23 protein-coding genes are annotated in these 22,459 nt (G+C 64.2%); 10 read left to right on the top strand and 13 right to left on the bottom strand.

Annotated features, from left to right (window positions below; translation table 11 throughout):
* Window positions 1-2: 2 nt before the first annotated feature.
* Both SBP02_RS10000 and SBP02_RS09995 read right to left on the bottom strand, forming a co-directional pair.
* On the bottom strand, window positions 3-530 hold the full coding sequence (locus SBP02_RS10000; protein WP_318646237.1) for a DUF934 domain-containing protein: 528 nt from the start codon (window positions 528-530) through the stop codon (window positions 3-5).
* On the bottom strand, window positions 518-2,197 hold the full coding sequence (locus SBP02_RS09995) for a nitrite/sulfite reductase (RefSeq protein ID WP_318646236.1): 1,680 nt from the start codon (window positions 2,195-2,197) through the stop codon (window positions 518-520). The genes SBP02_RS10000 and SBP02_RS09995 overlap by 13 nt, the downstream gene beginning before the upstream one ends.
* Window positions 2,198-2,511: 314 nt before the next feature.
* On the opposite strand from SBP02_RS09995, the gene ccoG reads away from it, so the two are divergent.
* The 3 genes from ccoG to SBP02_RS09975 all read left to right on the top strand — a co-directional run bounded on the left by ccoG (window position 2,512) and on the right by SBP02_RS09975 (window position 7,277).
* Complete coding sequence (gene ccoG, locus SBP02_RS09990; protein WP_318646235.1) at window positions 2,512-3,927, top strand: cytochrome c oxidase accessory protein CcoG; 1,416 nt, start codon at window positions 2,512-2,514, stop codon at window positions 3,925-3,927.
* A 71-nt stretch (window positions 3,928-3,998) separates the two neighbouring features.
* Window positions 3,999-5,408, top strand: coding sequence for a GntR family transcriptional regulator MpaR (gene mapR / locus SBP02_RS09985; RefSeq protein WP_318646234.1), 1,410 nt, complete (start codon window positions 3,999-4,001; stop codon window positions 5,406-5,408).
* 279 nt (window positions 5,409-5,687) lie between these two features.
* The gene (locus SBP02_RS09975; RefSeq protein WP_318646233.1) at window positions 5,688-7,277 is read left to right on the top strand and encodes an ABC-F family ATPase; all 1,590 of its coding nucleotides are present in this window, start codon (window positions 5,688-5,690) and stop codon (window positions 7,275-7,277) included.
* Between the two features lie 126 nt (window positions 7,278-7,403).
* Here SBP02_RS09975 and cysB read toward each other — a convergent pair whose 3' ends face one another.
* From cysB to SBP02_RS09950, 5 genes are all read right to left on the bottom strand, one after another.
* The gene (gene cysB, locus SBP02_RS09970; RefSeq protein ID WP_318646232.1) at window positions 7,404-8,378 is read right to left on the bottom strand and encodes an HTH-type transcriptional regulator CysB; all 975 of its coding nucleotides are present in this window, start codon (window positions 8,376-8,378) and stop codon (window positions 7,404-7,406) included.
* A 116-nt stretch (window positions 8,379-8,494) separates the two neighbouring features.
* The gene (locus SBP02_RS09965) at window positions 8,495-8,995 is read right to left on the bottom strand and encodes a universal stress protein (protein ID WP_318646231.1); all 501 of its coding nucleotides are present in this window, start codon (window positions 8,993-8,995) and stop codon (window positions 8,495-8,497) included.
* Between the two features lie 117 nt (window positions 8,996-9,112).
* Window positions 9,113-10,015 (bottom strand): 5'-nucleotidase, encoded by a 903-nt coding sequence (locus SBP02_RS09960; RefSeq protein ID WP_318646327.1) that lies wholly within the window; start codon window positions 10,013-10,015, stop codon window positions 9,113-9,115.
* Window positions 10,016-10,030: 15 nt separating this feature from the next.
* Complete coding sequence (locus SBP02_RS09955; protein ID WP_318646230.1) at window positions 10,031-10,987, bottom strand: putative 2-dehydropantoate 2-reductase; 957 nt, start codon at window positions 10,985-10,987, stop codon at window positions 10,031-10,033.
* Window positions 10,984-11,370, bottom strand: coding sequence for a YbbN family protein (locus SBP02_RS09950; RefSeq protein ID WP_318646229.1), 387 nt, complete (start codon window positions 11,368-11,370; stop codon window positions 10,984-10,986). The genes SBP02_RS09955 and SBP02_RS09950 overlap by 4 nt, the downstream gene beginning before the upstream one ends.
* Here SBP02_RS09950 and SBP02_RS09945 point away from each other — a divergent pair.
* Both SBP02_RS09945 and SBP02_RS09940 read left to right on the top strand, forming a co-directional pair.
* Complete coding sequence (locus SBP02_RS09945; protein WP_318646228.1) at window positions 11,369-11,788, top strand: PilZ domain-containing protein; 420 nt, start codon at window positions 11,369-11,371, stop codon at window positions 11,786-11,788. The genes SBP02_RS09950 and SBP02_RS09945 overlap by 2 nt on opposite strands.
* A 161-nt stretch (window positions 11,789-11,949) precedes the next feature.
* The gene (locus SBP02_RS09940; protein ID WP_318646227.1) at window positions 11,950-13,026 is read left to right on the top strand and encodes a 3-deoxy-7-phosphoheptulonate synthase; all 1,077 of its coding nucleotides are present in this window, start codon (window positions 11,950-11,952) and stop codon (window positions 13,024-13,026) included.
* 61 nt (window positions 13,027-13,087) lie between these two features.
* On the opposite strand, the gene SBP02_RS09935 is transcribed toward SBP02_RS09940, so the two are convergent.
* Together SBP02_RS09935 and SBP02_RS09930 are read right to left on the bottom strand one after the other, a co-directional pair.
* The gene (locus SBP02_RS09935) at window positions 13,088-13,369 is read right to left on the bottom strand and encodes a GNAT family N-acetyltransferase (protein ID WP_318646226.1); all 282 of its coding nucleotides are present in this window, start codon (window positions 13,367-13,369) and stop codon (window positions 13,088-13,090) included.
* 20 nt (window positions 13,370-13,389) lie between these two features.
* On the bottom strand, window positions 13,390-14,655 hold the full coding sequence (locus SBP02_RS09930; protein ID WP_318646225.1) for a hypothetical protein: 1,266 nt from the start codon (window positions 14,653-14,655) through the stop codon (window positions 13,390-13,392).
* Between the two features lie 498 nt (window positions 14,656-15,153).
* Here SBP02_RS09930 and oprI point away from each other — a divergent pair, with 498 nt between their 5' ends.
* Window positions 15,154-15,405 (top strand): outer membrane lipoprotei OprI, encoded by a 252-nt coding sequence (gene oprI / locus SBP02_RS09925; protein WP_003239826.1) that lies wholly within the window; start codon window positions 15,154-15,156, stop codon window positions 15,403-15,405.
* 136 nt (window positions 15,406-15,541) lie between these two features.
* Here oprI and SBP02_RS09920 read toward each other — a convergent pair whose 3' ends face one another.
* From SBP02_RS09920 to SBP02_RS09910, 3 genes are all read right to left on the bottom strand, one after another.
* The gene (locus SBP02_RS09920) at window positions 15,542-16,498 is read right to left on the bottom strand and encodes a L,D-transpeptidase family protein (protein WP_318646223.1); all 957 of its coding nucleotides are present in this window, start codon (window positions 16,496-16,498) and stop codon (window positions 15,542-15,544) included.
* A gap of 75 nt (window positions 16,499-16,573) precedes the next feature.
* On the bottom strand, window positions 16,574-16,855 hold the full coding sequence (locus SBP02_RS09915) for a hypothetical protein (RefSeq protein WP_318646222.1): 282 nt from the start codon (window positions 16,853-16,855) through the stop codon (window positions 16,574-16,576).
* A 58-nt stretch (window positions 16,856-16,913) separates the two neighbouring features.
* Window positions 16,914-17,519 carry an arylesterase gene (locus SBP02_RS09910; protein ID WP_318646221.1) on the bottom strand — a complete coding sequence of 202 codons (606 nt, stop codon included), beginning with the start codon at window positions 17,517-17,519 and terminating at the stop codon, window positions 16,914-16,916.
* Between the two features lie 10 nt (window positions 17,520-17,529).
* Here SBP02_RS09910 and SBP02_RS09905 point away from each other — a divergent pair, with 10 nt between their 5' ends.
* From SBP02_RS09905 to greB, 3 genes are read left to right on the top strand one after another with little or no spacing between them, the layout of a single operon-like run.
* A complete protein-coding gene (locus SBP02_RS09905) occupies window positions 17,530-18,213 on the top strand; it encodes an ABC transporter ATP-binding protein (RefSeq protein ID WP_318646220.1) in 684 nt (227 codons plus the stop codon).
* The gene (locus SBP02_RS09900; RefSeq protein WP_318646219.1) at window positions 18,213-20,717 is read left to right on the top strand and encodes an ABC transporter permease; all 2,505 of its coding nucleotides are present in this window, start codon (window positions 18,213-18,215) and stop codon (window positions 20,715-20,717) included. Before SBP02_RS09905 ends, SBP02_RS09900 begins: the two co-directional genes overlap by 1 nt.
* Window positions 20,718-20,759: 42 nt before the next feature.
* Window positions 20,760-21,257, top strand: a complete 498-nt coding sequence (gene greB, locus SBP02_RS09895; RefSeq protein ID WP_318646218.1) for a transcription elongation factor GreB — start codon at window positions 20,760-20,762, stop codon at window positions 21,255-21,257.
* 10 nt (window positions 21,258-21,267) lie between these two features.
* On the opposite strand, the gene SBP02_RS09890 is transcribed toward greB, so the two are convergent.
* The gene (locus SBP02_RS09890) at window positions 21,268-21,576 is read right to left on the bottom strand and encodes a class I SAM-dependent methyltransferase (RefSeq protein WP_318646217.1); all 309 of its coding nucleotides are present in this window, start codon (window positions 21,574-21,576) and stop codon (window positions 21,268-21,270) included.
* 224 nt (window positions 21,577-21,800) lie between these two features.
* On the opposite strand from SBP02_RS09890, the gene thpR reads away from it, so the two are divergent.
* Window positions 21,801-22,325: an RNA 2',3'-cyclic phosphodiesterase gene (gene thpR, locus SBP02_RS09885; RefSeq protein WP_318646216.1), complete on the top strand. Its 525-nt coding sequence runs from the start codon at window positions 21,801-21,803 to the stop codon at window positions 22,323-22,325.
* Window positions 22,326-22,459 lie beyond the last annotated feature (134 nt).

Genomic DNA, 22,459 nt, shown 5'->3' with positions numbered 1-22,459 from the left:
TGTCAGTTCTTTAAGCCTTCGTCGCGGCGTCGAAACAACGGCCGTGGCTCGATAGCCGAGCGCCCGTACAGCACACTCGCGCCCGCCAGGCCCTTGAGGGCGTCCGCGGCGGATTTGTCCTCGCGTATGGCGAAGGCATCGAAGCCACACTGGCGCATATGGCTGAGCTGGTCGCGCAGCACATCGCCGACGGCCCGCAACTCGCCCGTCCAGCCCAGACGGGTGCGCAACAGGTAGGCCTGGCTGTAACCACGACCGTCACGGAAGCTGGGGAACTCGATGGCGATCAGCGGCAGCAGCGGCAGATAGGCCAGGATCTGCTCGACCTCGTCTTCCGGCGCCAGGCAGAGCCCATCCGGGCTGGGACGCCCGCCTGCTAGCGTCGCCTCGTCCTGCCTCTGCAGCCAGGCCGCCACCGGCAGTATCAAGCGGCCGTTCGCCGCGGGTTGTGCCGGATCGGCAAGCCAATGCCAGGGGTCGTCCTCGACGAGCCTGGCCTGCCCGTCGAGCAGGCGAATCAGATTGTGCATGCCGGCACCTCACCCTTGGCATACACCGAGTCTTTGAACGGTTCGAGCCCGATGCGCCGCAGCGTGTCGACAAACTGCTCGTCGCTTTCCCGGTAGTCGTCGAAGGTTTTCACCAGGGCCTCGATGACCCCAGGAATCTGTGCGGCGCTGAACGACGGCCCGATGACCTTGCCCAGGGCGCTATCCGTGCCCTGAGTGCCGCCGATGGTCACCTGGTACCACTCGCTGCCGTTCTTATCCACGCCCAGGATGCCGATGTTACCGATATGATGGTGACCACAAGCGTTCATGCAACCGGAGATATTCAGGCTGATGTCGCCCAGGTCGTGCAGGTAGTCGAGGTCCTCGAAACGCTGCTGGATCGAGTGGGCCACCGGAATCGACTTGGCGTTGGCCAGGGCACAGTAGTCGCCTCCGGGACAGGCGATCACATCGGTCAGCAGGCCGACATTGGCCGTGCCGAGGCCATGGCGATGGGCACGCTGGTACAACGCATGGAGGTCGGCCTTGCGCACATCGGGTAGCACCACATTCTGCTCATGGGCGATGCGTATCTCGCCAAAACCGTAATCGTCGGCCAGGTCGGCGATGTTCTCCATCTGCATCGAGGTCACATCCCCGGGCGGTGCGCTCGCGCCCGGTTTGGTCGACAGCACCACCGAGGCGTAGCCCGGCACCTTGTGCGGGCGGACGTTGCGCGACGCCCAGCGGGCGAAGGCCTGATCCCGTGCCAGGGCGCTGCCGAAGTCCAGATCGGTATCCGCCAGGGCGGCATAGGGCGGCGCAGCGAACGCCGCCGCCACCCGCTGGTATTCGGCCTCGGTCAACTCGGCCGGCCCCTCCTTGATCAGTTGCCACTCGGCCTCGACTTCCCTGGCGAATGCCTCGATGCCCAGGGCCTTGACCAGGATCTTGATACGCGCCTTGTACTTGTTGTCACGCCGGCCATGGCGGTTGTAGACCCGTAGCACGGCTTCGACGTAAGACAACAGATGCTGCCACGGCAGGCCGTCACGAATCTGCTGAGCGAGGATCGGCGTGCGCCCGAGACCACCGCCGACCATCACCCGCAGCACCATCGCCCCGGCCTCGTCGCGGTACAGGTACAGGCCGATGTCATGCACCATGACCGCGGCCCGATCTTCCCGTGCAGAACACAGGGCGATCTTGAACTTGCGCGGCAGGTAGAGGAATTCCGGGTTCATCGTCGACCACTGCCGCAGGATTTCCGCCAGCGGCCTCGGGTCGAGCAGCTCGTCGGCGGCGACCCCGGCGAACGCCTCGGTGGTGATATTGCGCACGCAGTTGCCGGAGGTCTGAATCGCATGCATCTCGACGTCGGCCAGCAGCTCGAGAATGTCCGCCACCTGGTCGAGCTCGACCCAGTTGAACTGGATGTTCTGGCGCGTCGTGAAATGTCCGTAGTCCCGATCGTACTCCCGGGCGATGCGGGCCAGAACGCGCATCTGGCGCGACGACAGGGTGCCGTAGGGAATCGCCACACGCAGCATGTAGGCATGCTTCTGCAGGTACAGGCCGTTCTGCAGGCGCAAAGGCAGGAACTCTTCCTCGCTCAGCTCGCCGCTGACACGCCGCTCGATCTGATCACGAAAGTGCGCCACACGCTCGCGCACCAGGGCGCGGTCGTAGTCATCGTACTGGTACATCTGCAGGCTACCTCATCAGGACTGATCGCCGGCCGAGTGCCACTGAACTGCGGCCGACCGAGTGCCTGCAACTATCCGTGGTGCGGGCACCGCGAAACAGCCTCAGTTCGTTCTGAAAAAACCATATCAGCGACGCCGGCGCTAGCCATCTCGACCGCTCGACTCACCCAGGCTCCCCAGCTCTTGAGTACACCCCTCAGGTGCGACAACCTGTCCATCTGATCCGCTTTTTATTGGAAAATCTGAGTCTGTTATCGGCACAAGGCTGCGCCGATCATGCGCCTCACCTGATTACGCCAGACGAGGCTCTTCCCATGAGCGAACGCATCCCCGCCAAGGTCATCGAAACGATCGACCCGCGCCGGCCCCTCCAGCTCACGCCGGCCAAAAGCGGCGGCGTCATCCACACGCGCAGCTTCACCGGCCTGTTCCGCACGCTGCGCCTGTGCGGCGCCGGCTCGCTGCTGCTGCTGTTCTTCGCGACCGCCTGGTTGAACTGGGACGGACGTCAGGCGGTGCTGTGGGACCTGGGCAACAGCCAGTTCCACATCTTCGGCGCCACCTTCTGGCCCCAGGACTTCGTCCTGCTCTCAGCACTGTTGATCATCGCGGCCTTCGGCCTGTTCTTCATCACCGTATTGGCCGGACGGGTCTGGTGCGGCTACAGCTGCCCGCAGAGCGTATGGACCTGGATGTTCATGTGGGTGGAAAAAGTCACCGAAGGCGAACGCCATCAGCGGATCAAGCTGGCCGCCGCCCCCTGGTCGGCCGACAAATGGCTGCGCCGCGGCGCCAAGCACGGCCTGTGGCTGGCGATCAGCCTGGCGACGGCGATTGCCTTCGTCGGTTACTTCACCCCGGTACGCCAACTGGTGCACGACCTGTTCACCCTGGAACTGGGCCTGACCACCGCCTTCTGGCTGTTCTTCTTCACCGCCGCCACCTACCTGAACGCCGGCTGGCTGCGCGAGCAGGTCTGCCTGCACATGTGCCCCTATTCGCGCTTCCAGAGCGTGATGTTCGACGACAATACGCTGATCGTCTCCTACGACGCGGCCCGCGGCGAGCACCGCGGAGCGCGCCGAAAAGACAGCCAGCCCCAGGCCGAGGGCCTCGGCGACTGCATCGACTGCACCATCTGCGTACAGGTCTGCCCTACCGGCATCGACATCCGCGACGGCCTGCAGCTTGACTGCATCAGCTGCGGGGCCTGTATCGATGCCTGCGACAGCGTCATGGACAAGATGGGCTACGCCAAGGGCCTGATCCGCTACACCTCAGAGCGCGCCCTGGCCGGTGCCAAGACCCGGCTGTTGCGACCGCGCCTGCTCGGCTACGCCGCCATGCTGCTGGTGATGATCGGCGCCTTCGCCTGGGCCCTGAACGATCGTGCCCTGGTGCAACTGGACGTGACCAAAGACCGCGGCCTGTTCCGGGAGAACAGCCTGGGGCAGATCGAAAACATCTACCGGCTCAAGGTCATCAACAAGACCCAGCAGCCCCACCGCTACCGCATCACGCTGGCCGAGGCCGACCGCTTCAGGCTACAGGGCAAGCAGCAACTGCAGCTGGCCCCGGGCGAGATCGCCGATGTTCCGCTCAGCGTGGCCATGCTGGCCGAGGCGGCCGCCAGCGCATCGCAGCCCCTGCACTTCAGCATCGCCGACGAGGACGACCCCGAGATTCGGGTCACCGCCAAGAGCGCCTTCGTGGCCCCGATCCATCGCTAAGTGATCGCATGAGCCGTCACCTGCCAGTAGAGTATGGCGCTCCAGCAACTGAGCCACTGGGCCAGGACAGGATGAAGCGCTACGAGAAGTTTGCCGACGAAATCGCGGAGCTGGTGCGCACAGGCGTCCTGCTACCGGGGCAAAAGGTTCCCTCGGTGCGTCACGCCAGCCGCACCTACGGCGTCAGCCCTTCCACGGTATTTCAGGCTTACTACCTGCTGGAGAGTCGCGGCCTGATAGTGGCCCGGGCACGCTCGGGCTACTTCGTCCGCGAGCATGCCCAGCGTACGCTGCATGAACCGGAAATCGCCGCGAGTCAGGCGCCGACCACCGAGGTGAACGTCAGCGAGCTGGTGTTTTCGGTACTGGGTTCGTTGAAGGACCCGAACACCGTCGCCTTCGGCTCGGCCTTCCCCAGCCCGGACCTGTTCCCCCTGCAGCGTCTGGCCCGCTCCCTGGCGCAGAGCGTACGCGCCATGCCGCCCCAGGCGGTGATCGCCGACATGACCGCGGGCAATGCCGATCTGCGCCGGCAGATCGCCCTGCGCTACATGGTCAGCGGCGTGATGCTGCCGCTGGACGAGCTGGTCATCACCAATGGCGCCATGGAGGCGCTGAACCTCTGCCTGCAATGCGTGACCCAGCCTGGCGACCTGGTGGCCATCGAGAGCCCCGCGTTCTACGCCACACTGCAAGTGCTGGAGCGCCTCAAGCTCAAGGCCGTGGAGATTCCCGTGCACCCGCGCGAAGGTATCGACCTGGACTGCCTGGCCAAGCGACTCGCCGAACTGCCGATCAAGGCCTGCTGGTTTATGAGTAGCCTGCAGAACCCGCTCGGCGCGAGCATGAACGAGGCGAAGAAGCGTGGGCTGTACGAGCTGTTGCAGCGCCATCAGGTACCGCTGATCGAGGACGACGTCTACGCCGAGCTGTATTTCGGCACCCAGCCCCCCAAACCGGTGAAGAGTTTCGACCGCGAGGGCCTGGTCATGCACTGCGGCTCCTTCTCCAAGTGCCTGGCCCCGGGGTATCGGGTCGGCTGGGTCGCCGGCGGCCGCTATGCCGAGCAGATCGGTCGACTCAAGTTGATGACCACCATCTCCCCATCGGTGCCGGCCCAGGCAGCCCTGGCCGACTACCTGCAACAAGGCGGCTACGACCGTCACCTGCGCAAGCTGCGCCATGCGCTGGAGGCACAACAGGCCTCGATGCTGGCGTCGGCGGCCCGGCACTTCCCCGCGAGCACCCGGGTGACACGCCCGGCGGGTGGCTACTTCCTCTGGTTCGAATTCTCGCAGCGGGTCGACTCGCTGCAGCTGTTCCAACTGGCCCTGGCCCAGGGGATCAGCCTGGCGCCCGGGCCGATTTTCTCGGCGACCCGTGCGTTCGGCAACTGTGCCCGCCTGAACTACGGCCACCCCTGGGACGCACAGTGCGAGCAGGCGATGGCGGTTCTCGGGCGCATCATCGACTCGTTCTGAAACGCCCCCTGCTTTCGCGCCCCGCCACGAGGCCCTCGCCATCGGACGCCGCCCGCCATATAAATTGCCAGCCCACCTATGCGACAATCCGCGCAACATCCGGCATACCCCCCGCCTTCATCGCCCAGCAACTCGGCCACAACGCCCAGATGCTGCTTTCGACCTATGCCCGCTGGATCAACTGGTACGCCGCCTCAAGTGAGTTCGAGAGCCGAGCATTGCTAGCGGACCGGTACCGGCCGAAGGCGTCACATCGCACGTTATTGATAGGTAACCCGCTTGATTTCCACCGCTAACATCACCATGCAGTTCGGCGCCAAGCCGCTGTTCGAGAACGTTTCCGTCAAGTTCGGCAACGGCAACCGCTACGGCCTGATCGGCGCCAACGGCTGCGGCAAGTCGACCTTCATGAAGATACTCGGTGGCGATCTGGAGCCTTCCGCCGGCCAGGTGATGCTCGAACCCAATGTGCGCCTGGGCAAGCTGCGCCAGGATCAGTTCGCCTACGAAGACTTCAATGTGATCGACACGGTGATAATGGGCCATGCCGAGCTGTGGCGGATCAAGGCCGAGCGCGATCGCATCTACTCGCTGGCCGAGATGACCGAGGAAGACGGCATGGCGGTGGCCGAGCTGGAGACCGAGTTCGCCGAGCTGGACGGCTACACCGCCGAGTCCCGCGCCGGCGAGCTGCTGCTCGGCCTGGGCATCCCGCTGGCCCAGCATTTCGGCCCGATGAGCGAGGTGGCACCGGGCTGGAAACTGCGCGTGCTGCTGGCCCAGGCGCTGTTCTCCGACCCGGACGTACTGCTGCTGGACGAGCCGACCAACCACCTGGATATAAACACCATCCGCTGGCTGGAAAACATCCTCACGGCGCGTAACAGCACCATGATCATCATTTCCCACGACCGCCACTTCTTGAACAGCGTGTGCACCCACATGGCGGACCTGGACTACGGCGAGCTGCGCCTGTTCCCGGGCAACTACGACGAATACATGACCGCCGCGACCCAGTCGCGCGAGCAGCTGTTGGCCGACAACGCCAAGAAGAAGGCACAGATCGCGGAACTGCAGACCTTCGTCAGCCGCTTCTCGGCCAACGCCTCCAAGGCCAAGCAGGCCACCTCGCGGGCCAAGCAAATCGACAAGATCCAGCTGGCCGAGGTCAAGCCCTCAAGCCGCGTCAGCCCCTTCATCCGCTTCGAACAGAGCAAGAAGCTGCACCGTCAGGCCGTGACCGTCGAGAACATGGCCAAGGGCTTCGACGGCAAGACGCTGTTCAAGGGCTTCAGCTTCACCGTAGAGGCCGGCGAGCGGGTGGCCATCATCGGCCCCAACGGCATCGGCAAGACCACCCTGCTGCGCACCCTGGTCGGCGAGCTGACTCCGGATGCCGGCACGGTGAAGTGGACCGACAGCGCCGAGCTGGGCTACTACGCCCAGGATCATGCCGACGACTTCGCCGACGAGAGCACCCTGTTCGAGTGGATGGGCCGCTGGACCCAGGGCGGCGAACAGCTGGTGCGCGGCACCCTGGGCCGCATGCTGTTCTCCAACGACGAGATCCTCAAGTCGGTCAAGGTGATCTCCGGCGGTGAACAGGGGCGCATGCTGTTCGGCAAGCTGATCCTGAAGAAGCCCAACGTGCTGGTGATGGACGAGCCGACCAACCACCTGGACATGGAGTCCATCGAGGCCCTCAACCTGGCCCTGGAAAACTATCCGGGCACGCTGATCTTCGTCAGCCACGACCGCGAGTTCGTCTCCAGTCTGGCCACCCGCATCATCGAGCTCTCCGACAGCGGCGTGACCGACTTCAGCGGCAGCTACGACGACTACCTGCGCAGCCAGGGCGTGCTGGTCTGATCGGGCACGGCAGCCGCCGAGCCGCCCGCCAAGTAAAAAGCCCGTATCGCCAGATACGGGCTTTTTACATTGCCGAGCCCGCGACCTGCGCGTGACGAGTCGGGACAAGAACCTTCGGCTGCCGTACTAGTAGGTCGGCAGCTCGACGCCCTGGAACAGCTCTTCCAGCTCCGACTTGTTGTGGCAATGAATGGCCTTGGCCAGCACGTCACGGGTCAGGTGGGGAGCGAATTTCTCGATGAAGTCGCACATGAAGCCGCGCAGGAAGGTACCGCGACGGAAACCGATCTTGGTCACGCTGGCCTCGAACAGCTCGCTGGCATCCAGCACCACCAGGTCCGGGTCGAGCTTGGCGTCCACCGCCATCTTGGCCAGGATGCCCACTCCCAGACCGAGGCGCACGTAGGTCTTGATCACGTCGGCATCGGCCGCGGTGAACACCACCTTCGGTGTCAGGCCTCGATGGCTGAAGGCCTCGTCCAGCTTGGAGCGACCGGTAAAACCGAACACATAGGTGACGATGGAATGCTCGGCCAGGGCCTCCAGAGTCAGCTTCGGCATCTTCGCCAGGGGGTGTCCCTGGGGCACCACTACGCAGCGGTTCCAGCGGTAGCACGGCATCATCACCAGGTCGTTGAACAGCTCGAGGCCTTCGGTGGCGATGGCGAAATCCACGGTGCCGTCGGCGGCCATCTCGGCGATCTGCATCGGCGTGCCCTGGTGCATGTGCAGGGCCACATCCGGGTACTGCTTGATGAAGCCGCTGATCACCGAGGGCAAGGCATAACGCGCCTGGGTGTGGGTGGTGGCGATGGACAGCGTGCCCTTCTTCTCGTTGGAGAACTCCTGGGCGATCTGCTTGATGCTCTCGACCTTGCGCAGGATTTCCCCGGCGGTGGTGATGATGCGTTCGCCGGCGGGGGTCACCCGGGTCAAGTGCTTGCCGCTACGGGCGAATACCTCAACACCGAGCTCATCCTCGAGCAAGCGGATCTGCTTGCTGATGCCCGGCTGCGAGGTGTAGAGACTCTGTGCCGTGGCCGAAACATTGAGGTCGTGATGCGCGACTTCCCAGATGTAGCGCAGTTGTTGGAGCTTCATAGAAAACCCTCAAAACAGATAGACGGCCGGGCAATTACCGGTAAGGTCATATAACCATATTAATGGTTCAATAGTTAAATCTAGACGTTTTATATAGAAGTGCGACTGGCCGTCGCCTAAGGTTCCCCGCGACCGCGGTGCTGCAGCATCGGCACCAGATACACCGGCACTTCCGACAACTGCACCAGGCGTGCGGCCGTCCGCCCCAAGGGGATCTCCAGCTCGGTGCCATGGCTGTGACTGCCCACCACCAGCAGATCCACCCCAAGCTTCTGCGCCTCTTCGAGGATCACCAGGGGCGGATCGCCCTGCACCACTCGCACCCCCCGAATCATGTCCAGCTCATGCTGCGCCTCGTCGATCTCGTCGCGAAAGCCCTCCAGCACCCGTTGCTCGATGCTCGCCATCACCGTGCTCAGCCCTTTGCTGCGCAGCTCCTTGAGGCGCTCCTCATCCAGATAGGTCTGCAGCACCGACTCGGCAAACAACCCCATGGGCTCGACCGCATGCACGACATACAGGCCGGCATCGAAGGCACGGGTCAGGGACAGGGCATGTTGCAGGACATAGGGGGCGTAGAGGCCGAGATCGGTGGCGTAGAGAATCGAACGAATCATGCGGCCTCCTCGACAGCCGGCACGGCGGGCCCTTTTCTGAGCTTAGCAGTGCCATCTGCAAGTCAACCAAAGACCGACCTTTTAGGACCAATGGCTATATGCGCCGCGCCCCGACTACTACTGCGGCGGCTCGTTACTTACGCCATGGGGTACGTGTCCGGTGGCCACGACTTCCCGCGCCTTCTCGCAGTGTCCGGCCTGGTCGTCGAAGAACACATCGGCGGCGAAGGTCTCGAGAATCGCCGCCTTTTCCAGGCCGCCGAGGAAGAATGACTCGTCCAGACGGATATTCCACTCGCGCAGAGTGCGAATGACCCGCTCGTGGGCCGGAGCCGAGCGCGCGGTGACCAAGGCCGTACGAATCGGGCAGGCTTCCTCCGGAAACTCTTGCTGCAACCGATGCAACGCCGCGAGAAAGGGCTTGAACGGTCCGCCACCGAGCAGCTCGCGGGCGGCATCGCGCTCGTGGCTCTGGAAGGCCTCCAGCCCGCCCTGCTGATAGACGCGTTCGGACTCGTCGGAGAACAGCACGGCATCGCCGTCGAAGGCGATGCGCAGTTCGTTGCTCGCCGCCCGCCGCGCTCCGCCGGAGAGGATGGTCGCCGCGCCGAAACCCGAGCGCAGCGCACTGCGTACGTCCTCCACATGGGTGGAGAGGAACAGCTGGCAGCCGAACGCGGCCAGGTAGGGGTCCGGGCTGCGACCGCCGACGAAGGCCGCGCGGGAAATACCCAAGCCGTAATGCTGAATCGAGTTGAACGCGCGCAAACCGGTGTCGGCGCTGTTGCGCGAGACCAGGATCACTTCCACCCGGGGCTGCCCCAGGGTCAGGTTCAGTCCGAGCAGCTTCTCGACCAGAGGAAAGGCGTCGCCGGGCATGAGTATCTCGTCCTCATGCTCGATCTGATAGCGACGGTAAGCCTCGACACCCTGGTTTTCGTACACCAGATGGCTCTCGCGCAGGTCGAACAGCGCACTCGAGGAGATCGCCAGCACCAACTTGTCCATGCCCTTGCCCATAGCCATCCTCACGCGCTAAGGCTTAGCCCGATCGAGAAAACACAGCGCCTGATACAAGGCACGAACCCGCGGCATGTCACAACCGGCCTGCTCGGCGGCGGCCAGCGGCGCGGCGTAGATCGCCTGCAGCTCCAGCGGCCGGTGCTGAGCGAAGTCGTGATACATACTCGGCCAATAGTCTGGCATGCGATCGGTCGCCGCCAACAATTTGCCCGGGTAGCCTTCCGGCAAGCGCTGCCCACAGGCCAGCGCCGCGTCGGCTACCTCCTGCATCAATGCCTGGATCAGCGCACGGCTGTCGGGATCGGCCATCAAGGCACCAGTCCCCGCATTGAGCAGGACCGACAGGCCGTTATAGGGCACGTTCCACACCAGCTTCTGCCAGCGCCCCTGTTCCAGGTCCGCCAGGGCCGTGGAGTCGAGTCCCGCCGCCTTGAACAGGGCTGCGCCTTCCTCGGCGATCTGCTGGCGCTGCGCGCCATCGCTGACGGGGCCCGAGTGATAACCGAGATTGACCGCCCCCAGCGCTTGGTGCTCGACCACCCCGGGCGCGGCACGGTGGGCACAGATGAAACACAGGCCGCCGAGCAGGTGCAGAGACTCGGGCAGCAGCGGACGCAGCGCCTCTTCCACCGCCAGGCCATTCTGCAGCAACAGCACCTTGGCACCGTCGGCGGCAACCTGGGCAATGACCGGCGCCAACTCCGCGTTGCTGGTCGTCTTCGCGCCCACCAACAACCAGTCGCAGCGCGGCATATCCGCCGCCGCGCGGTAAGCCTGCACTGGCTGCAGGTGCAGGGCGCCATGCACCGCACTATTGAGCTGCAGCCCTTGCTCGGCAACCGTAGCGAACTCGCTGCGCAGCAGGAAATGCACGTCGAAGCCGGCTCGCGCCAACATCAGGCCATAGAAACCGCCGATCGCACCGGTCCCGATGACGCCTATGCGCGGATTCTGGTTTGTCGTATTCAAGGGAGCTCCTCAGCAGGGCGCGACAGGGCCGCACCCAATGCATCAAGTAGATCGTTGGCACGCAAGGGACTGTGCAACGCGCCGAAAAATTGACCATCGCGCACGACGAACAGCGCCGGCAAATGGAACACCTCGTACCGTGCCACCAGCCCCGCATTATCGGCAGCGTCTATCCAGGCCAAACGCGCCACCGGCAAGGGTAACAGCGGCAGCTCTCGGCGCGCCCAGCGACAACTGGCACAGGCTATGCTGGTGAATATGAGCAGGGAGGTGCCAGGCAGATCGAGCAGGCGCCGTTCAGCATCCAAATCTGTGAGTTGCAGTTCGTTCACTATACTGTGGTTAACGATGTCAATTTGATGGCATTGGGAGTCGGTAGTCATGCGTCGTTTCTTGCGTCATCCCAGTGATATGCCGGTGGAGCTGGTGCTCCGTAAACAGGATTTCGTGCCCACCCAGCGCCTGAACAATATCAGCCTCGGCGGCGTGGCGTGCAACTCCAGCCGAGGTTTTCGCCGCGGCACCGCCGTGGAGTTGCGCATTCCACTGCTCGGTGAGCAGGCCCGCTATCCCGGCGTGGTCGCCTGGTGCCACAAGATGGACGACGACTATCTGGTTGGCATCGCCTTCACCGACGAGGACACGCTGTTCCGTGCCCGCATGGTCGAGCAGGTCTGCCAGATCGAGCACTATCGCCGGCAACGCGAGCAGGAACTGGGTCACCAACTGCAGATCGAGAACGTCGCCCGCGAGTGGATCGCCCAGCACGCCGCCGAATTCTCCGACGCCAGCCTCTCGTAGTCGTCCGATCCGACTAACGACCTTCGCCCCATTGTCTCGCCCGCCCTTAACGCGCTAAGGTTCAGCTTCCCCGCTGTGCTCATTCTGCTGTGCTCCGCCACACGGGGATCGCTGGCGGCCGGCACCCGTGACCCGACGACCCTGACCTGATGAAAAGCACGATGGCTGATTTACCGATCGACGATCTCAACGTCGCCTCCAACGAAACCCTGATCACCCCCGCGCAACTCAAGCGCGAAATCCCCCTGACCGAGTCGGCCCTGCACACCGTTGCCACGGGCCGTCAGGTGATCCGCGATATCCTCGATGGCAAGGACCACCGCCTGTTCGTGGTCGTGGGCCCCTGCTCGATCCACGATATCAAAGCCGCCAAAGAATATGCCGAGCGCCTCAAGGTGCTCGCCGCCGAGGTAGCCGACAGCCTGTACCTGGTGATGCGCGTGTATTTCGAGAAGCCGCGCACCACGGTCGGCTGGAAAGGCCTGATCAACGACCCCTACCTGGACGACTCGTTCAAGATCCAGGATGGCCTGCACATCGGTCGCCAGCTGCTGCGCGACCTGGCGGAAATGGGGCTGCCGACCGCCACCGAAGCACTCGACCCGATTTCCCCGCAGTACCTGCAGGACCTGATCAGCTGGTCGGCCATCGGGGCGCGCACCACCGAATCCCAGACCCATCGCGAGATGGCTTCCGGCCTGTCCTCGGCCGTGGGCTTCAAGAACGGTACCGACGGCGGCCTGACCGTGGCAATCAATGCCCTGCAGTCGGTTTCCAGTCCGCATCGTTTCCTCGGCATCAACCAGGAGGGCGGCGTATCCATCGTCACCACCAAGGGCAATGCCTATGGCCATGTGGTACTACGCGGCGGTAATGGCAAGCCGAACTACGACTCGGTCAGTGTTGCCGTCTGCGAGCAGGAACTGACAAAAGCCGGCATCCGCCCGAACATCATGGTCGATTGCAGCCACGCCAACTCCAACAAGGATCCGGCGCTGCAGCCGCTGGTCATGGACAACGTGGCCAACCAGATTCTCGAAGGCAACCAGTCGATCGTCGGCCTCATGGTGGAAAGCCACCTGGGCTGGGGCAACCAGTCGATCCCCAAGGATCTCGACCAGCTCAAGTACGGCGTATCCATCACCGATGCCTGCATCGATTGGGACAGCACGGAGAAGACCCTGCGCGGCATGCATGCCAAGCTCAAGGACGTTTTGCCGAAGCGCCACCGGGGCTGAGACTTCCCTGAACAAGAAACGCCGGGCACTGCCCGGCGTTTCTTATTCGCCTCAGCAAAGCTCAACCCTTGGCGAGGTGGCGCTGACGCCGCTCGATATAGCGCTCGACGTAAGAGCAGGACGGAATCACGGTGTAGCCGGTACGTTCGGCGTACTGTAGGGCATGCTCGGTCAGTGCCGCAGCGATCCCCCTACCACGCAACGAGTTCGGAACGAAGGTCCGGTAGATGTCCAGGGTCTGCTTACCCAGGTCCATATACGCCAGGTAAGCACGATCACCATCCACTGTGGTCTCGAATTGGTGACCCCTCTGGTCATGGTGAATGGACAACGCCTCGCTCATTGCTACTCCTCTCCTAAACCTTAGAACTGCACCCGCACCTTATCGATCTTTTCCAGGCGTAGCGACATCTGCGCCGTGCCATTTCCGGCTTGCAACCTGAGATAGGCCTTGTTGTTCGCAACCCGGGTCAGGATTCCCTGATAGTACATGCCATCGTACGTGACGAAGCGCAAGCGCTTGCCGACATGATCGGCCAAGCTGGATACCGCGACAAATCCGGTGCGCGCACCGGTCGCCACCGAACCGACCCGCTGCGCCGCCTCAGCAGGCTGAGTCGCACGCGCCGGGCGCGAAGTCGGATCGACCCAGGAAAAGCCCAAGGGCTGAACCGCCTGATGATTGACCAAGACCGCCGGCCGCAGCATCGCCATCACATCCTTGGCATCGAAGAACTGCAGACCATCCCAGACCATGCCTTCGCTCGGCTCGAACTCGATCCGCAGCGCCTGCGGGTCATCCAAATAAGCCCCATAGGCATCAAGGATCGGCTGATCCAAGGCTACACGCTGACTACGCAGTACCTTGTCGAACTGTTCCACAGCACGCTTTCTATAGGCATCGACATCCAGCCCCAGCTTGGCTGCGCAGTATTCCTGCACCTTACGCTGATACTGGTTGTCGTTGATCTCGACACTCAGACGCTGGATCCGTGGCGGGTTGACCCGCAGATCACCGGGGTTATCCGGCATATTGATGACGGACAAGGCGACGCGTAGCTCGCCCATATCCCGGGTATCGGAGGTCAGGTTGAAACTGAGTGTCTGCGCCCCCGGCTGGAACCTGTAGGAAAACTGGCCATCGGCCTCGAAGGTGCGATACCCCATGTCCAGCAGCTCATCGGTCCCTATGGCGCGAACCTTACCGCAAACCACTTCGCTCATCGCCGTGAACACGCTGCGTTCGGCCGGAACCGCGTAGAGCTGGCGCATGAATGGCCCATGGACGTCCAGACTCACCCCCTCCAGGTTGACCGCCATCTGCTCGGGAAACTTGCCTTCGGCCAGGCGTTCCTTGAAACGCAACAGCTCGCCAAGCCCCTCGAACTTAAGTTCGGCATGCTCAACCCTCAGACTATCGCCCATGGCAGGCACCCGGATATCAATCTTGCTCAGACCGACCCGACCATCGAAAGAAGAGGTGATACCCCCATAGCGGATATCCATGATTGGCGACAGCCGCTGCGCCGCATCGTCCATGATCGAGCGCACCGACAACCACAGTGACAGCTTGATCAGCACGGCAATTGCCAATACCGCCAACACACCCCATTTAATCAACTTCGACATACACGCATCCTTGGCCTGAGACAGGTAGCTCCTCGTAACAGAAGCCGAGCTTATCAGGCCGCCCCGGAGTCGGCCACGCTGAATCAATGACTTAGCGTATAGCCGGAACAGCAGGCGAAGACGTGCACTACCGCGAACTGGTAAATGAGGGCAATAGAGACGCAGCGGAGCGCGGGCCGGAGGCTTTCTTCTATAGACGCTCACCAATGCCCATGCGACTACAACTTCGACCGCCGAGAGCAGGCTCAATAACCGCCCCACCGCTCAAAGCCATGAGGTCCAGTCGCAAGTAACAGCATCGAACACGACAACGCCTGTATGTTTTTTATACAGCAACAGCAACTTACAGAGGCTCCCTGCGGCATCATGAAAAAAAAAGTGCGGCGCCTGCCTCGCCTCCGTTTACTTACTTCAGGTTACGGGTACTATGTACGCCGGCTAATTTCCTACCATTGGGAAATTGCTTTACATGGAAAACTCCACCTCAAGGGGAACACGATGAACAACGTTCTGAAATTCTCTGCTCTGGCTTTGGCCGCAGTTCTGGCCACCGGTTGCAGCAGCATGTCCAAAGAAACTGAAGCTCGCCTGACTGCTACCGAAGACGCAGCCGCTCGCGCTCAAGCCCGTGCCGACGAAGCCTATCGCAAGGCTGATGAAGCTCTGGCCGCTGCTCAGAAGGCTCAGCAGACTGCTGACGAAGCCAACGAGCGCGCTCTGCGCATGCTGGAAAAAGCCAGCCGCAAGTAAATAGTCCGCAACGGCTATTAGAGCCGGCCCAGTCCCTGGGCCGGCTTTTTATTGCCCGGAGAACGATGGTGAGTCAGCCGGCAATAAAAAACCCGCCGCTGTTTGCACAGGGCGGGCTTCGTTCAGCGTCACAACTTCAGAACGCGGCAGCTGCGCTGCTGACCAGCTCGACTTCGGGCTCGGCGATCTCCACCGGCAAGCCATCTTCTGCTGCGACCACCTCGCGCACCACTTCCCAGTCCAGACGCAGGTCGCCCAGCTCTTCACGCTTGAGCAAGGCATTGATGACCGCAGAGTGCTTGTCGACCACCGATGCCGCACCACTGTCTTCGAGTGGGGCATGAGCCTCCAGATACACCTTGCCGTTGCTGCGACCGAACTTGTACGGCTCGTTGACGATACGTACCGGCGTACCGACCGGCGCCATATCCGCGAGCTGCAACACGTTATGGTTGAGCATGCGGAAACAGCCATGGCTGACGCGCATGCCGATACCGAACTTCTTGTTCGTGCCGTGGATCAGGTAGCCCGGTATCGACAGCGACATCTTGTACGGGCCCAGCGGGTTGTTGGGACCGGGCGGCACATAGGCCGGCAGCGGATCGCCATCGGCGGCATGCTCTTCAAGAATCGACTTCGGCGGGGTCCACCCCGGATTCGGGGTCTTGCCGGTGATACGGGCATCCGTCACGGGCGAACTCCACCCCTCACGACCTATCCCCAGGGGATAGGTATGCACGACGTTTTGCCCCTTAGGGAAGTAGTACATGCGGTATTCGGCGAGGTTGATCACAATTCCCTCGCGCGGCCCCGGCGGCAGAATGAAGCGCGTGGGCAGGATGATCTCGGTGCCCTCGCCGGGCAACCAGGCATCCACCCCCGGGTTGGCGGCGATCATCTCCAAGTAACCCAGGTCGTTGGCTACGCCAAGGTCGGCAAAGGTATCTTCGTATTTGGCCTTGACCACCTGCACCTGGCCGACGATGTCCTCCCCGGCCGGCGGCAGAGGCAACTCCAGGGCTGTGACAGAGCTCGCGACAAACAGCGTGGCAAGTGGCAGGCAATGGGTTACGGCAGAGATGCGCGACAACATCCGGTAATCCTTGGCGTGAATGGTTGACGAAATTACTGCGTGATTGTACACCGCCGCCTGGCGCTACGGGAGCCCTCAGCACTCGGGCCAAGGAGGACGCACCCCACGCCGCTGAGCCTCGAATGCGCTGCGGCATCCCGGGCACAGGCGCGCATCGCGCAGCATCGGTCTGTCCAACCCGCGCCAACGCGGCTGCGCCGGCAACAGCCCACCGCACAATGTGCGGTCGGCGAACTCGCCCAGCTCGAGCTGGCGCGCGACCAAATGCAGGCGCACCTCTCGGCAGGCGAACAGATCCAGCTGCTCGTCCGGCTCGATCAGTTGGTAGGCATGCAAGGACCAAGCAGGACGCGGCATCGGGGGCTCCAGGGCGGGGGCGCCACATTAGCCGAAAGGCCGAAGGCAGGAAAGCCCGTCAGAGCAGCGGTTGCAGCAATGGCCAGACATTGCCCAAGAGAATGGGTTGAGCGTCTGCCGTGGGGTGGATGCCGTCATCCTGCATCATCCCCGGCACACCGCCGACCCCCTCGAGGAAGAATGGCACCAAGGGAACCTCTAGCTCCTCGGCGACGCTTGTGAAGACTCCGGCGAATGCATCGGTGTAGCGCTTCCCATAATTGGGCGGCAAGCGCATGCCCAAAAGCAGCACCTTGGCCCCCGTCTCCTGCGACTGCCGCACCATGGCCGCAAGATTCTGTTGCAATTGCCCGGGAGGCTGGCCCCGCAGCCCGTCGTTGCCACCCAGCTCGACAATCACCAGGCTCGGGCGGTGCTCGGCGAGCAGCCCGGGAAGCCGTGCGGCGCCGCCTGCACTGGTATCGCCACTGAGCGAAGCATTCACCACCCGATGCGCGTAGCCCTGCTGTGCCAGGCGTTGTTCCAGCAGCGCGACCCAGCCCTGGCGGGTATCCAGGCCGAAAGCCGCGCTGATACTATCGCCGACAACCAGCACGGTCTCGGCCATGGCAGTCTGTGCCGTGAGCAGCAGCGCCAAGACGATACCCAGCAACCCTGTACGCATCGGATTCTCCATGGGCTCAAGCATTCTCACTGCGCGGAACCTTAGCAAAGTGGTTCCCAGCGCGGAAGGCGAGTTGACCATACTCCACGACCTTTCCCTCGAGCTGGCCGCCGGCGACAGCCTGGCCATAGTGGGCAGCTCGGGATCGGGCAAGTCCACCCTGCTCGGCCTGCTCGCCGGCCTCGACCTGCCGAGCGTCGGCGAGGTCGCCCTGGCCGGTCAGGACCTCGGCCGGCTCGATGAAGACCAACGCGCCCGGGTGCGTGCCGAGCACGTCGGGTTCGTTTTCCAGTCCTTCCAACTGCTCGACAGCCTCAACGCCCTGGAAAACGTGATGCTGCCACTGGAGCTCGAGGGGCGCCGCGATGCCCGCGAACGGGCCCGTGCCCTGCTCGACCGGGTCGGCCTGGGCCAGCGCCTGGGCCACTATCCGCGCCAGCTCTCCGGTGGCGAGCAGCAACGCGTGGCCATCGCCCGGGCCTTCGTCGCCGCCCCCACGGTGTTGTTCGCCGACGAACCGACCGGCAATCTCGACAGTCACACCGGCGAACGCATCAGCGACCTGCTGTTCGAGCTGAACCAGGAGCGGGGGGCGACCCTGGTGCTGGTCACCCATGACGAACGCCTGGCGCATCGCTGCCGGCAGCTGATTCGCCTGGAAGGCGGCCGGCGAATCGACCACGTGCCAGCCTGATGGCCCGCCCACCCTTTCTCCGCCTGCTGATGCTGGCCGTTCGCCAATTGCTGCGCGACGCCCGTGCCGGCGAGCTGCGCGTGCTGTTCTTCGCCCTGCTGGTGGCAGTCTCGGCCAGCACGGCCATCGGCTATTTCAGTGCGCGCCTGCACGACGGCATGCTCAGGCACGCCAGCGAGTTTCTCGGCGCCGACCTGCTGCTGACGGGCACCTCGCCTGCCGCACCCGAGCAAATTGCCCGGGGCCGGCAACTGGGGCTGGAACATGCGCAACTGGTCGAGTTCTCCAGCGTGATCACCAGCGATGTGGCCATCCAGCTGGTCAGCGTCAAGGCCGCAGACGATCACTACCCGCTGCGCGGCCAGCTGAAGAGCGCGGCGGCCCCCTATGGCACCGAGCAGTCCGGCCCAGGCCCCCGCCCCGGAGAGGTCTGGGCCGAGGCCCGGCTGTTCGCCGCGCTGGGCCTGCGGGTCGGCGACAGGATCGAGCTGGGCTCCACCACCCTGCGCCTGAGCCGCGTACTGACCTACCTCCCGGACGAAGCCGGGGACTTCTACAGCCTGAACCCGCATGTGTTGATGCACCTGGACGACCTGCCGGCTGCCGGCGTGGTGCAACCCGGCAGTCGGGTCCGCTATCGCGAACAATGGCGCGGTGCGCCCGAGGCACTGACGGCCTACCGCCAGACCATCGAACCGACGCTGGCGGCCAACCAGCGCCTGGAGGACGCCCGCGACAGTAGCCGTCAGGTCGGGGGAGCCTTGGGCCGCGCCGAGCGCTACCTGAATCTGGCCAGCCTGGCCGCCGTGCTGCTGGCCGGTGTCGCGGTGGCATTGTCTGCCGCCCGCTTCGCCTTTCGCCGCTTCGACAACAGCGCCCTGTTGCGCTGCCTCGGCCTGTCGCGCCGACAAGCGCTCGGCCTGTTCGGCCTGCAACTGGCCATGCTGGGGCTGGTCGCCAGCCTGGCCGGCGCCCTGCTCGGCTGGCTCGGCCAGCATGGCCTGTTCTATCTACTGGAGGGCCTGCTACCCGCCGACCTGCCAGCCGGCGGACCAGGCCCGGCCCTGGCCGGCATAGCCACCGGCCTGGTGGCCCTGGCCGGGTTCGCCTTGCCGCCGCTGGCCGCCCTTGGCCGGGTACCGCCGTTACGGGTGTTGCGTCGCGACCTGCTGCCGGTGCCAGTCAGCTCCTGGCTGGTCTATGGCGCCGCGCTGCTGACCCTGGGCCTGATCATGTGGCGCCTGAGCCTTGACGTGCAATTGACCCTGGCCCTGCTCGGTGGCGGTCTGCTCACCGCACTGCTGCTCGGGGCAGGGCTGCTGGCCGGATTACGCAGCCTGCGCAGCGCCCTGGCCCGCTCCGCCCTGCCCTGGCGCTTGGGCCTAGGTCAGCTGCTGCACCGACCACTGGCGGCAACCGGCCAGGTACTGGCCTTCGGTCTGATCATCCTGGCGATGGCGCTGATCGCCTTGCTGCGTGGCGAGTTACTCGACACCTGGCAGGAGCAGCTGCCGGCACAGGCACCCAATCATTTCGCCCTGAACGTGCTGCCAACCGAGAAGGAAGCCTTCGCCGCTCGCCTCGCCCAGCTCTCGCCGCACCCCGCCCCCCTGTATCCGGTGGTGCCCGGACGGCTGGTGATGGTCAACGGCGAACCGGTCCGCCAGCTCGTCAGCAAGGACAGTCAAGGCGAGCGCGCCATCCGCCGCGACCTCAGCCTGACCTGGGCCGCCGAGCTGCCCGAGAACAACCGCCTGCTGCGCGGTGACTGGTGGAACCGTGCCCGGGCCAGCGAACTGCCCGGGGTGTCGGTGGAGTCCAAGCTGGCCGAGAGCCTCAACCTCAAGATTGGCGACCGGCTGAGTTTCAGTGTCGGCGGCCTGACCCGCGAGGCCCGCGTCAGCAACCTGCGCGAGGTCGACTGGAACAACTTCCAACCCAACTTCTACATGATCTTCGAGCCCGGCACCCTGCAGGACCTGCCGTTTACCTACCTGACCAGCTTCTACCTTCCCGCCCGCCAGGAGCGCGAGCTGGTCGAACTGGCACGTACCTTCCCGGCCGTGACCCTGCTCCAGGTCGACGCCCTGCTCGCTCAGCTGCGCGGCATCGTCGCCCAGGTCAGCCTGGCCATCGAATACGTCCTGCTGTTCGTCCTTGCCGCCGGCCTGGCCGTGCTGTTCGCCGGCCTGCAGAGCACCCTGGACGAACGCATCCGCCAGGGTGCGCTGCTACGCGCCCTGGGTGCCGAACGGCGCCTGCTGATCGGCGCCCGTCGCGCGGAATTCGCCCTGCTCGGCGCGGCCAGCGGCTTGCTGGCCGCCTTGGGCTGCGAGCTGATCAGCTTTCTGCTCTATCGCTTCGCCTTCGACCTGAGCTGGCAGCCGCACCCCTGGCTGCTCAGCCTGCCGCTGTTCGGCGCTCTGCTGGTCGGCGCCGCCGGGGTGCTCGGCACACGCCGGGCGCTGAACGTCAGCCCGCTGACGGTGCTGCGCGAGGGCTGATAAGATCGCGGCTTTCCAGACTACTCGTGTCCTCGCAGCCCCATGAGCCGTTATCGTCCGCCCCGCTCCGCCGGCACCCCCCTGATCACCCCCGAAGGCGAGGCGCGCCTGCGCGCCGAGCTGCATGAGTTGTGGCACGTGCGCCGCCCCCAGGTCACCCAGGCAGTCAGCGAGGCGGCTGCCCAGGGCGACCGCTCGGAGAATGCCGAATACACCTATGGCAAGAAGATGCTGCGCGAAATCGACAGCCGTGTGCGCTTCCTCAGCAAGCGCCTGGAGAATCTCAAGGTCGTCAGCGCCCGCCCGAGCGATCCGGACAAGGTCTACTTCGGCGCCTGGGTCACCCTCGAAGACGAAGAGGGCGTGGAGGCGCGCTACCGCATCGTCGGCCCTGACGAGCTGGACCTGAAGCTGAACCTGATCAGCATCGACTCGCCCCTGGCCCGCGCCCTGGTCGGCAAGCCCCTGGACGCCGAGGTGCGGGTACAGACGCCGACCGGAGAGAAGACCTGGTTCGTGGTGGCAATCGACTACCCCTGAGCCTGGGCGACTAGCGCCGGGTGATCAGCCCCTGGCGAGCGACCCGGGTCAACTCGCGCACCGTGTCGTGCAGCTGCTCGGCACTCGGCGCCTGAACCACGGCCAGATCGAAGCTGTCGCTGGCGAACCGGGCCAGGGACTCATCGGCATGGGTGAACTGGATCAGGAAGGTAGGGGAAGCGCCCCAGCGCTTGGGCCAACCGTCCAGGTAGCGCAGCAGGGTCGGCTGATGGCTGCCGCCGAGGAGTATCTTGGCGTTGCGCAGGCTCAAGCCGGTGGTGATGGGGGCCAATCGAATCAGCGGTTGGGGACAGGTCATGCTCGCGTCTCCGCCTCAGAAATCCCGCTGGGCAGCGGTGAGAGGCGACACCGAACCAGCGCTTTAGCGGAATTTCGAGGCATTCGTGAGAACCCTCTCAGAGCCCTGCCCTCGGCAATGACCCGGCGCCCCGCAAGTAGCTGTTTAAATCGGCGCATGGAGCGGCATCCTAGAGAAGCCTGCGCGATACTGTCAACAGGGAGATGGCAGCCGAAGTCACGACCATGAACGCTACCAGCCTGCGCCTATTCTTCGCCTTGCGCTGTCCAACTGAACTGGCCGAGCGCATCGCCCAGTGGCGCGATGCGCTGGGGCTGCACGGCCATCCCGTGCCGCCGGCCAACCTGCACCTGACCCTGGCCTTTCTCGGCCAGCAACCGAGTGTTCGGCTCGCCGAACTCGGCAGCCTGGCCGCCACGCTGAAGGCCGCGCCCTTCGACCTACGCCTGGACACACTGGTGCGCCGCCGCAATGGGCTGCTGTACCTGGCACCCAGCGAGCCTCCCGCCGCCCTCCAGGAACTGGCCGAACAGCTGCACCAGGCTTTGCGGACGGCAGGGTTCGGCCTGGAGGAGCGGCCCTTCCTCGCTCACCTGACCCTGATGCGTCGCTGCACTACAAGGCCGCCTGCGGCCAACCCATCCTTCGATTGGTCGGTTGGCCATTTTGCCCTGCTGGCTTCCGAAACCAGCCCGCGGGGCAGCGTCTACCAACAGATCGCAGAGTGGCCACTGTTGCGATTCCGCTAAGCCCGACGTTTCGCCCCGTAACAAACCCAGCGTGATGCATGCCCCGGCACCTCGCCGTTAATGGTACGCGAGTACCTGCTACAGAGCGCTTGCGCCCTCTTCGCGGCGAAGCTGGCACATTTCCTGCCGCACGC

Origin of the sequence: Pseudomonas benzenivorans, assembly GCF_033547155.1 — a bacterium.
Lineage (GTDB): Bacteria > Pseudomonadota > Gammaproteobacteria > Pseudomonadales > Pseudomonadaceae > Aquipseudomonas > Aquipseudomonas benzenivorans_B.
Note: the sequence above shows the minus strand (reverse complement) of the source record. Positions and strands in the feature narration are given on the sequence as shown.